This window comes from Pedobacter rhizosphaerae (genome assembly GCF_900111155.1).
Taxonomy (GTDB): Bacteria; Bacteroidota; Bacteroidia; order Sphingobacteriales; family Sphingobacteriaceae; genus Pedobacter; species Pedobacter rhizosphaerae.
Map to the genome: position 1 here is coordinate 119,310 of NZ_FOGG01000013.1, position 12,594 is coordinate 131,903.

At 40.1% G+C, this 12,594-nt stretch carries 6 protein-coding genes; all 6 read right to left on the reverse strand.

All coding sequences use genetic code 11. The annotated features are described in order from the left end of the window. Window positions 1–157: 157 nt before the first annotated feature. Window positions 158–4,246, reverse strand: a complete 4,089-nt coding sequence (locus BMX11_RS12390) for a hybrid sensor histidine kinase/response regulator (RefSeq protein ID WP_217643834.1) — start codon at window positions 4,244–4,246, stop codon at window positions 158–160. Window positions 4,247–4,514: 268 nt separating this feature from the next. Further along, entirely contained in the window at window positions 4,515–5,537 is a 1,023-nt protein-coding gene (locus tag BMX11_RS12395) for an aldo/keto reductase (RefSeq protein WP_090884698.1), read from the reverse strand. Next, on the reverse strand, window positions 5,530–5,892 hold the full coding sequence (locus tag BMX11_RS12400) for an L-rhamnose mutarotase (protein WP_090884700.1): 363 nt from the start codon (window positions 5,890–5,892) through the stop codon (window positions 5,530–5,532). The genes BMX11_RS12395 and BMX11_RS12400 overlap by 8 nt, the downstream gene beginning before the upstream one ends. Before the next feature lie 177 nt (window positions 5,893–6,069). Then, complete coding sequence (locus BMX11_RS12405; protein ID WP_090884702.1) at window positions 6,070–7,734, reverse strand: alpha-L-fucosidase; 1,665 nt, start codon at window positions 7,732–7,734, stop codon at window positions 6,070–6,072. A gap of 658 nt (window positions 7,735–8,392) precedes the next feature. Beyond that, window positions 8,393–10,918, reverse strand: coding sequence for a glycoside hydrolase family 31 protein (locus BMX11_RS12410; RefSeq protein ID WP_175474549.1), 2,526 nt, complete (start codon window positions 10,916–10,918; stop codon window positions 8,393–8,395). Window positions 10,919–11,056: 138 nt separating this feature from the next. Beyond that, complete coding sequence (locus BMX11_RS12415) at window positions 11,057–12,586, reverse strand: RagB/SusD family nutrient uptake outer membrane protein (protein WP_090884706.1); 1,530 nt, start codon at window positions 12,584–12,586, stop codon at window positions 11,057–11,059. Window positions 12,587–12,594 lie beyond the last annotated feature (8 nt).

Here is a 12,594-nt window from a genome sequence, read left to right on the forward strand (position 1 = left end):
CATTGCTAAATTCCACAAACAGGGACAATTCGGGGAGGGGGAAACAGGTAAAATTAAAGGGGGAAAAAATATTTTTTCCCTCTAAAGATTAATTTACCGGCTAAAAATGAGGATTGAAATTGATTTCAGGATTCTGATGATCTAAAGACAGGCACTATCAGCTATTCCGCTTTAAGTCTCTATTTATCGAATGATTGTGGGAGAATATTTTTCTATACTTTTTGATGTATTCTGAGGGGTTCATCAAAAACACCTTTTTAAACTGTTCCCTAAAATGTTTGATATCATTCAATCCAACCATATACATCGTTTCCCTGATTGTATTGTCGGTACTGATAAAAATCTCAGCTGCTTTTCGAAGGCGGATAAAACGGATGAAGCTGTTTGAGGTATGACCAGAAATCGATTTAATTTTTTTAAAGAGATTTTCCCTCGACATACCTATTTCTTCGGCTAAAATTTTAATGTTAAAATCAGGATTTTCCATGTGCTTCTCCACGATATTGATGCAGTTGCTTAAAAAGTCTTTATATTCAGCTGAAATCCTGGAACTATTAGGATTGAGTGTAATCTCACTATAAAAATACTTTTGCAGGCTATTTTTACTTTTTAAAATGCCGGCAATCCTGGCCATCAGCAAATCTTTGTCGAAAGGCTTACTGATAAAATCATCAGCGCCACTTTCTATTCCTTTGAGTTTAATTTCTGCCGATGTACTTCCTGTGAGCAAAACGATTGGGATGTGGCAAACAGATTCATCTTCTTTCACAATACTACAAAGCTCTACCCCTCCCATTCCGGCCATCATTACGTCACTGATTACAATATCGGGTAAAAGTTCACGAATAGTCAACAATCCGCTTTCAGCATCCCAGGTATGCATAACCTGATAATTGGCGCTAAATATTTCCCGAAGATAGCTGGCAATTTCTTCATTATCATCTACAATCAATATTGTTTTCCTTTCCTCGGAGAGATTATTACCGAGTCCAGGCTGGCTGTAATCAACAGTATCAGTTTTCAGATCATAATCATTGACCTCATTGATTAACCTAGAACCTTCCTGTACATCGGCTATTAAGAGCGAAGGATTGATGTGATTTTTCCCCTTTAAGAGCAGAACATTAAATAAAGTACCCTTACCTTTACTGCTTTGGCAATTGATCTCTCCTCCGTGCATTTCTATGAAACTTTTGACCAAATATAGTCCGATCCCAAAGCCAGTTCCTAAAAAACTACTTTTGTCTTCCTGATAAAACCGGTTAAAGATCTTTTCCTGCGATTCTTCGGGAATACCACAGCCTGAATCCTGAACCAGTATATTGACATCATTAAGGTTTTCCTGTACCCTTACTGTTATCTCTCCCTGGTTAGGCGTAAACTTAAATGAATTGGAGAGTAAATTAAAGATTACAATTTCGAGTTTTTCGCGATCGGCAAAAACTTCTACACATTCTGAAGAGGAATAAAAGTTATAATTTATCTGGCATGTTTTTGCCTGATTTGTAAAGCAATAGAAAACTTCTTTAACCAGATCAACAATATTGAGTTTTGAGGCTTTGAATGCATCAGCCTCTGCATCAGTTTTGCTGAATAACAATAACTGATCTACCAGACTTAATAAGCGTTTAGCATTGCGGTAAACAATATTCATACTGCTTATATCTAAATTCTTGTTATCCTGATACAGCAGGTCTTTTACTGGATTGATAATAAGGGTCAGCGGGGTCCTAAACTCGTGAGAGATATTGGTAAAAAAAGAAAGTTTTTTTTCATTCAGTTCTTTCTCCTTTTCACTCTCCAGGTGTGCGATTTTTATTTCATATTTAAGTTTTTCCTGTTCTCTTCTATAAGAAATGTAGACATACCCTCCCAGAACTATAAGCCCCGAATATAGCAAATATGCCCACCAGGTATGATACCAGGGTGGATTGATGGTGATAATCAAAGTGGTTAATTGCTTATTCCAAACCCCATCATTGTTGGATGCTTTAACCTCAAACCGGTAGCTTCCCGGATTCAGGTTTGTATAAGTGGCCTTTCTTTGGTTGCCAACCTCATTCCACTTTTCATCAAAACCAACCAGCCTGTAGGCATATCTATTCTTAGGGGTAGAGGCAAAGTTAAGGGCAACAAATTCCAATGAAAAAACACTTTGGTCATGGGCAAGGATAATCTCCTTTGCGATATTGAGGTTATCCTTTAAAGGGCCGTTCGGATCAGGAAGGACAGTTTTATTAAAGAGTTGAAAATCGGTGATATATACAGGGTAAACAGTGGTATCTGTTAAAATTTGCTTTGGATCAAAATACAGGTATCCTTTATTTCCGGCAACAAAAATTTCTCGCTCACTGTTTGCTATTACCGTATTTACCGACAACCCATCGGTTTCATCAAAATTTCTTATCTCTTTGGTTATGGTGTTTAGACTAGATACGCCATTTTCTGTAGTGAGCCATATTGTACCTTGCCGGTCTTCAGTGATTTCCTTAAATATATTACTGGAAAAACCATCCTTTTTGGCATAGGTAATAAAGCGGTGATTATTCAGGTCATATTTATTCAGTCCATCCGTGGTACATACCCAGATATTTTTTTTTGAATCGGTATAAATGGCATTAATCACATTACTGCTTAATCCTTTATAGTAGCGGTCAGTTGTCATGATGGACTGAAAATGGCCAGTCTTCATATCAAAAATATTGATCCCTCCGCCATACGTACCTACCCAGATCTTCCCATCCGGCGCTTTGGCCAGATTATAGGTATGGTTATTATTTATAGATAGCGGATTATCCGGTTGGTTATAATAATGCTTAAACTGGTTCCGGTAAAGATCGTAAACCTTTATTCCAGCGTCTGTTGCCAGCACATAAATACCGCGCTCTACTTCCAGAATATCCCTAAAAACATCTTCATTAAAAAGATTGCCAAGAACAGAATGATGGGAATGGTGGGTAAAATGCTTCCCGCGTTCATCATAGCTGTCAAAACCATCTTCGGTAAGTATCCATAGGGTATTCTGGCTATCAAGATAAAGCCTACTAACATTATTACTGGTTAAGCTATTATTATTATCTTCCTTGACGAAAGTTTCAACTTTCAGCGATTTTATATTTATCCGTGAAAGTCCATTATTGGTACCCAACCAAATAACCGGGTGTTGAACAACAATACTCGTCACCTCCCGGTTAACGAGCGATAATGAATTAAGCCTGAACTTATGTGCTGTTTTATTTATTTTATGGAGTCCGTTTCTGGCATTGATCCATATTACGCCTTCATTATCTTTATAGGAATCCCCGTAAGCAAAATTTTGGATGTTGCCGATTTTAGTCCATTCATTTAAACGGGTATCCAGAAAATAGAAACCATCATCCTGCCCGACAAGTATAGATTGCTGGTCAACATTCATAAGGCTGAAAACGGTGTATTTACCCTTTTCAGCATGTTTAACTTTTGAAAATCTTGCAGTTGCCGGATTGAACTTAAAGAGTCCACTCCAATAAGTACCCACCCATATCATACCATCGGTACCATAGCAGAGCGACCAAATGTCATTGGGGTTTTTCTCACCCGTTGCCTGATATTGAAGAAAATTCGAGAATGATCTGTTTTTTTTGTCAAACTTATTCAGCCCTCCGCTCCAGTTCCCGAGCCATAGGTTATTCTCCTCATCTTCAATAATTGAATTGACAGATTTACCCATCATGCTTCCTTTTTTAGATGCGTTTGGCTTGTAAACAATAAATCTTTTTTGCCGGGGTAAATACTCATTAAACCCATCATCAGTTCCCACCCATATAACCCCGTTTTTATCACACAAAAGGGACCATACTTTATTATTACTCAAAGAACCGGGCTTACTTTCGCTGTGGAAAAATCTGGTGAAAGTTTCAGACAAAGGATCAAACAAATTTAATCCGTCCATCGTGGCTACCCATATCCTGCCGTTATGATCTTCACAAAGGGCATTGATATAGTTATTGGTGATCGAATTATCATCGTTAATTTTAGCAGAGAAAACTTTGAAATGATAACCATCAAAACGGCAAAGCCCATTTTCTGTCCCTACCCAGACAAATCCCCTCTTGTCTTTAAGTGTTGCTGTAGTATTTTTTGATGGAAGCCCGTCGGTTAGCTTATAGGTTTTGATATCTCCCTCTGCTGGCACCCTTATGCCTGCAGGCTGGCAAAAGGAAACCTTAAGACTCAACATGATCAGGCAAAATGAAAATAATAACATCCTGATTATAATCATAGTGTGTCAGATATTTGGTTTAGACATTTTAATGATATGCCAATACAGAGATAATAATTGAATAAAGGTCTATCCCTTAATGTTAATATAATTATTTAACTTGAAACAAGTTCCTGCACTGTTATTTTTTTTCTGAAAATGCTATTCATGGGAAATTTGCCAGAGAGTTTTTTTACTATGATTCCTTTACAATTACAGCAAATGATATGCCTGATAGGAGGTTTTTAACATTAAACCAGGATCGGGCTATATTTTAAAAGAGATTACATATCAATCCTCGGTCAGCCAATTCCTGCCAGAATGATTTAGGAACATCATGTTGGGCCATTGCTATATTTTCAGCGACCTTGTGAGGTTTTGATGTACTCATAGCGATGCTTTTTATCCCGGAGAAACTCCTGGCATACTGATAACAAACTACCGCAGGCAACAGATTATACTGATCACAGATTTCATAAAAGTCAGCACGCCAGTTAATGAGTTCCATGTCTTCCTTCACATTGATATCAAGTAAACGATAATTATAATAATCACTGCCTGTTAAAAAACCGCCGTTAAAAATAGCGGAGTTGATGACAGGTATATTATTTTTTTCCAGTTCGGATACAAAATCTATCAGCTCAATTGGATGAGAGATAATGGTCAGGCTATTGGCGATCATCACCCAGTCAAGTCTAACCTCCCTGGAAATTTTACGTATAATTTTCCAATCTTTTGCGCCAATCCCTACTGCCTCCACCTTTCCAAGTGATTTAAGTTCCATCAGGGCACGATAAGCTTCCAGGATATCCTGGTAACGTTTTTGATAATCGGAATCATCTATGGCTGCAAGAAGATATTCATCGGGGTCATGAACAGATACATATTGGGCATTGTAGTCCCCCAAAAGTTCGTTACCCTGTTCAAAACACTCCAGGATCCCCTGGTAACTGATTCTTTGAACAGCATCATACTTAAGATCCTTCCATACACCTGGTTCAAAAGTGGGTTCGCTACCGACAAGTTCAGTTCTAAACCAGCCCAGTTTATTTGATATGATTACTTTCGAGTGTGCAGCCCTACAATCTGCCAAACAGGCTCCCAATACCTCAAGAGAAAGCCCCGCACCATATTTCCCAGCGGTATCAAAAAAAGCGGTATCCCCTGAAGAGGACAGACAAGCCTCAACAATTAGCTTCTTGTTCGCATAGGTTTCAGCCTTGTAAATATTTCCAAGCCCACTGGTTCCGAATACAAATGGGGGTATCTGTAATGTTGCCCGTCCTTGCTTACTCACTTACCTTATCTTTTTTCTTTACACTATCCAGTTCAAATATCCTATCCATCAATATCCACTTCTCCCCTTGCTTTGCAAAGGGCAGGGGCTGCTGAAATTTCCACATCAGGTTTTCCCACTCCTGGACTTTTTCATTGAGCTGGTCCATCTCCTGCTTGCGGGAAAAACTGAAATCTTCGGTTGTTTCCATCAACATAAAAAGCCGGTTTGAAATCCTGAAAATTTCCATCTTTAAAATTCCGGAACTGATGATACTATCTGTTACCTCAGGCCAGCTTTTTTTATGATAATTTTCATATTCAGCGATAAGTTCAGCATCATCGATAAGATCGAGCGCCAATGCATATTTTTTCATCTTATATTGCTTATTTTAAAATAATTATAACGGAAAAAAGGACAGAAAACTCTTCCGTGGGTTATACAGTTGACTGATAAACGGAATAACGATATTTGTTAGTTTCTGAACCAAGGAACTGGCAAAACGCCAGCCCTTTCCAGAGAACGATAACCAAAATTAATATTCGCTATGGTTTTAAATAATCATTAGCGCATTGGCATAAGAAGCTGCAGGCTGTTGCTGAGGAAAATATACCTTAAGGCCTTCTGCATTTCTTTCAAATTTCAATTCCTGTCCTGTTGCAACGAGCTTGACGCTATTGATTTTTTCCGGATAGTTCGCACTTCCTTCGGGCAAGCTGGTAATCATTACCGATCCATTTTTCGGCCAGGCCAATACGGTGGCGAAAAGGGCTTTATCTTTTACGGCAAAGCGTATATCCTTCTCTCCAAAAGGTGCGCCCTTACCTTCATTAAATCCTTGGGCGGTTAAGGCGGCAGATTTTGCCTGTGCCGGGCCCTCACCAAATATTTTCCATGGGCGAGTTCCGTAAATACTCTCGCCATTGGCTTTCATCCAGATGCCAATATCTTCCACTACTGCACGTTCCAGCTCATCTATGGAACCATCTCCCCGAACAGGGACACTGAGCATCAGGTTACCGTTTTTGCTGACCACATCAACCAAGGTATGAATAATTGTTTTGGCAGTTTTGTAGCCCTTTCTGTTATAAAGACCACGGTCGTAATGCCAGTTGCCAATGCAGGTATCTGTCTGCCAAGGCAATGGCTCAATACTATTGCTCTGGCCGCGTTCGATATCCCAGACCATTGCTTTTTTTTGATCATCTGAGAGAATTTTACCGGTAATGACAGCGGAGAGTTTACCCTTGTCTTTGATACTCTTATTGTAAAAATGGGCAGCAATTTTCAAACCTGCATTACTGATAGGCCACATCGGAAATTGTGAATCATCAAAATAAATCATATCCGGATTGTACTTATTAATGAGATCGATGGTCCGGTTGTAAAATTTATCTATATAGGCTTTTGTTGGAGGGGTGACACCATTGCCCCAATGCCATTGCTTATGGATCATCCCGTTATCCTCACTGTTTTCGCTCAACTTATGGTCCTGGGCATACAATTCCTGAGGATCTAGTCCTTCCCACCATTTGCCCTTCCCATCCTTTTTGGTCAATTTACCATCATATGGAACTCCTGCCAAAGGCCCGGTTTTGTCAGACCGCTGAGCGGTTTCAAACCAACTCCAGGTATGGGCGGCATGAACACTCACTGCAAAAGGCAAACCGTGCTTCTTCGCCGCTGCTGCCCAGCCTCCGATAATATCCTTTTTAGGGCCCATTTTTAACGAATTCCAGTTCTTTTGGTACTTGCTGTCATACAAATCCAGGTTATCGTGATGATTGGCAAGCGCCATAAAATATCTGGCCCCAACGCTTTTGTACAATGAAACCAGCGCCTCAGGATCCCATTTATCAGCCTTCCAGACATTAATCACATCCTTAAAACCAAATACAGAAGGATGTCCATACTTTTCGACATGATATTTATACTTCCAATGCCCTTCCATATACATTTCCCGGGCATACCAATCTCCTGCCTCAGGCTCACACTGTGGTCCCCAGTGGGCCCACATCCCAAACTTGGCATCCCTAAACCAATCAGGGGTTTGATAATTGGAAAGTGATTCCCAGGTCGGCTTGAAAGGGCCTGCCATGATTTTCTCGACGAATTCCTTAACAGCTTCGTCAGCTACTGCAAAAGCAGAAAGTTTGCTGCTGATTAAAATTCCAGGAATACCTACGGCGAGACTTTGAATGAGTTTTCTACGGTTCATATCGATTTGGTTAGCATATTTGTGTCAAAACAAATTTATCGATAGATGCGTTCATAAATTTATAATTAAAAGACTTCTTTTTATACTAATCCGACTTTTCAACGGCTTTACTCCATTGTAACCAGATTTTTATATTGAGCTTTTCAATACTAAGTGTGAAGTTACGTCCAGCATTGCAGAGAAATAATGTCAAGTGCCTTTTCAAACAACCTACCCTTGATTTGCTGAGTAGTAATCAAATCTTTAGAACGACCCTGGTTTCTCTCCATAAGATTAATGATGAGCTGACAACAAATCCCCCCCTACATTTATCTAATTACCCCTCTTTACTGAAATTTATTTTACTGAAATTGCCCCTAGTCTAAATAGGCTATAAATTGATGCACAATCAAACCGTATTTTATCCTTTACATCGAAGAATTGAATATTGTCCTTATATATTTTGTTTTAAAGCTCAAACTTCAAGGGATTTTATAACAGCCTAAGTTAAGGGATAATCCCTAAACTGCAAACTTGATGATTAAATTGATAGAGGAAAGATACCAGTAAGCCCCTTCCTCTATCAATATACAATGGTCTAAAGTCAAGGCCAGTAAATTTTAAAAGGGTAAAATTTCAAGGTAAAAATGCTCCGGTTTTCACCCGATGTTAAGCAATCTCACCATTTAACTTTAACACTTTCACCTGTATAAATCAATTTCTTGAAAGTTATCAGATTTTTGCCGGGCCTAGCACCTTCATTCGTGCTGACCAACATGATCTTATATTCCTGCTTTTCGGGCATACCAGGAAAACTTCCTTTTCTTTCTCCAATTGAAAGAATCCTAGATTTATCGTCCCATTTTACTGTTGTAGTAGCCGACTGGCCCTTTTCATAATTATAATTGTCCCCCTCATCCTGATAAATCGTAAACGAAGCGTCTTCGCCTGGATATACCTTAAGTTCTACAGGAGCATCAGGTTTTTCATCAGAATATTGCCGGGATACGCCAAACGGAATGATAGAACCTGCTTTTACAAACACGGGGATATGATCGATTGGTGCGTCTGAAACAACTGTCTGACCTCCTTTGTAGGACAAATCTGTCCAGAAATCAAACCAGGCGCTATGCTTGGGCAAATAAACCTTTCTGGTCTTAGCTTGGTTAATTTCTCTTCCATTTGCTTCAAAATACATGGGAGAAATTACTGGGCAGACCATAAAAGAAGGCCCAAACATAAACTGATCTTTTATGTCAAACACCAAATTATCTTTCATAAAATCAAAAACTAATGGGCGGGTCATGGTATAATCTGCATTGGAGACCATGGCGGCGACTGAATAAGTATATGGCAATAACCTATACCTGAGATTAATCTGACTAATAATACTGTCGTAAAATGGACTTCCCGGATCACCAAACTGCCAGGGTTCACGTGCAAAATCGGTCCCGTGGCTCCTCATCATTGGCAGCCAGGTAGCAAACTGAAGGGTCCTGACATAAAATTCCCTGTATCCTGCATCCTGGGTCCCCTTGTTAAAATCACCTTTCCAAAACCACTGTGATTTTGATTTAACAAAAAATGCACCCGCATCAATTGTCCAGTAAGGGTTACCGGTTGCCATATAGTTCAATCCTGATGGTATCCACCTTGCAAAATCTGCCCAGGTAGCTTTAGTATCCCCATTCCAGATGAAGGTTCCATAGCGGTGGATACCGGCAAAACCTGACCGTGTAAGGTTAACCACTCTTTTTTGCCCGGTAACCAGACGCTGGTTTTCATAAATTCCCCGCGAATGATTCAGGGAAAACAGGTTTGCCCTCAAAGGACCAAGCAGTTCATTTAATCCTGCTGAATTAAGTTCATATCTGGCCCTGGGATTATTAGCAATACTGTTGGCTTTATCATTCCAGTCCCCATCAACAGGCTCTGAAGAATCACACCACCAGGCATCTACACCCAATGAAAATAGATTTTTATTGACATAGTCTTTCCAGTACATTTTTCTTGCCAAAGGATTGAAAGCATCATAAACGGATCTACCCAATACAAAACCTTTAGCCCCCATTTCAACCGACTCGTTTCCAGCAACATTCGGCCAGATCGACAGCATAAACCTTGCATTCTTCTGATGTACCTTAGTGACCATTTCCTTAGGGTTAGGATAAAATTTCTCATCGAATTTTTTATGCCCCCACAGACCATTCCCCCAGTAGTTCCAATCCTGAACAATTACATCCAGCGGGATGCTATTAGATCGGAAACGTGTTACAATACTGTCTATTTCTTTGGGATTGGTATACCTTTCCTTGGATTGGATATAACCAAAAGCATATCGTGGTGCCAATTGAACTTTACCAGTCAAGTTACGGTAATGTCCTACAACCTGATCCAGATCTGGCCCATACATAAAGTAATAATCCAGCTGATTGACGGCATCCAGTTGGATTTTTTTATCAGGTGCCTCATCGCAAAAGACCATGGTTGAACCGGCATCAAACAGTAGCCCATAACCCTTGGAGCTCATTAACACGGGCACACTTTTTTTGAGGTTATGCTGGTAGAGGTATTGGGTTTTCCCTCTTAGGTTCATATCACCTTCCTCATGCGATCCAAGTCCAAAAAGTGCTTCACCGCTTTGCCATTCGAAACGGGAAATCATCTTCCATGCTGTACCTATAATTGATTTTGAACCGACATGGGCAATAACTAAATCTCCGTTGGCTGTTTTTTCGACCTTATTCTTACTATCGTCAAAACCCACCTTTTCTATATTGATCTGTTCGGCCGACCGTGGAAGGGATGGGGACTCTGCAAGAAGTCTTTTACCGTCTTTTGCCAGGTAAGTGAACGAACCGGTTATTTTATTTAGCCGAACCATTAATGCACTGGATTGTAAGATAAAAAAGTTAGTATTCTGCGAAAATGCGAAAGCAACTTTTTCATTCTTACGGGGAAGACAGATGTCTGTTTTATTGCTTTTAAAATCCCCCTGGGGAACATACTGTATATGTACGATTTTCGGACTCACAAAAGCTAACCTAAGTTGCTCCGCATTGCGGGTAAATAAGGCCCCTGTAGTTTCCTTTTTCCCCCTAAATAACTTTTGTGTGGAGGAATTTTGACCGGCTACTTTTTGTCCATATGCTTGCAGTGAAACAATTGATAAACTGAGTATATAAAATAAAATTTTCCTTTGCATTTTTTTCATTTAGACAGCTAGAAATCATTTATAAAATGAATCAGCCTGGTATATAAATTTTGAACTATATCTGGCAGCATTTACCACTGTAAACAGCAAGCTTCCTGTTCCCTACGGGGAACAAGAAGCTTAGTGTTTTTAATAACCTGAGTTTTGGGTAAGATTGGCATTTGCTAAAAGTGCTGTTTGAGGTATTGCAAAAACCAGGTACTTATTGTCTGAGGCGGGTTTAAGCAGGCGGGCATTCAAAAATTTACCGAACCTGATCAAATCTGGCCTGCGGGTACCTTCCCAATACAATTCCCTTCCTCTTTCCGCTAATAAATCATCTAGGGTAAGTGCGGTAAGCGGGGGTAATGAACCCGGGGTTACCGATCTGGCTGCCCGCAATGTGTTTACAATCACCAAGGCACTTGCCACATTTCCATTTCTAAACAATGCTTCGGCTTTCATCAGCTGTATATCGGCATACCGGATAAACATAAAATCATTATCAGGGTTACCAATATTGGTGTAGTCAGGTACATACTTCACTACCCGGACACCAGAATACAGCGTTTCTCCCTGTAAGGTGGTAATATTGGGGGTAATGATCGTATTTGGGAGTGCAGCCCCGCTCGGACCATACTGCTGACCGACAAGAAAGCCCACATTAAAGCCTCCTTTTGCTTTTACAACCGGATCTGTATAGCTCTTGCGTATATCACCCTCTGAAAATGAACCGTAAAAATCCGGGGTAGTAGCGAAGCCATTCCATCCACCACCCTGAGGCAGGGTCATGGAGCCGATAAGTGATGCATACCACCAGTACTGGATCAAAAGTCCCCTGCTACCCCCTACTCCCTGCAGGGTAAAAATCTGTTCTTTTGATAAATCCCCATTTCCAGGTTGAAAATTATTCCAGTAAAAATCAAAGGATTTGCCAGTTATATTATCAGCATTTGCAATAACCTTGTCCATGTTCACCTTATCAAATGTGGGTTTTGAGCGATCCGGATAAACCCCTTTATTAAGATACAATCTGGCCAAAAACCCATAGGCGGCCTGCTTTGTTGGGACATAGGCTGCACCGGTAGCAGGTAAATCTGGTAATATTGTTTCGATCTCTGAAATAATAAAATTGATCCCTTCGGTTCCACTGTAAACTTTGGGTAGCAAAATTAAATCTGATCCGGGCTCACGATAAGGGAATTTACCGAACAAGTCCAATATGCTGTACATACTGTAAGCCCTTAAGAACCTGGCTTGTGCAGCCACATCGCTGGGTGGATTAAAAGTCAGAACATTCCCAGCATCATACACAACCTTGTTGAGTGAATTGAATGCCGCTAGCAGATAGGGGTGGTTTGCATCCCAGCTATGCAGATACAATTTTCTCCATACCCCGTCATCATCCCATCCACTGGGGCGGGATGGTACAACGAGCTCATCAGTTGTAGCTTCCTGTAAACCAAAATGATGTGCGTAATCTGTAAAAGGAACAGTCATATCCAAATACACGGTTTGCATCAAAGAAGCAAAGGTTGTTGTCTTACTGGCAAGCGTTTTTGCTTCTTCGCGGTTAAGCTCTGAATTCAGATTTTCATCAAGTTTTTTACAGGATGAGGTGATGATGAAAGGAATAATCAGTAGCGCTGCAATATTATTTTTTACTTGAGTTAATTTCATGATTTCCA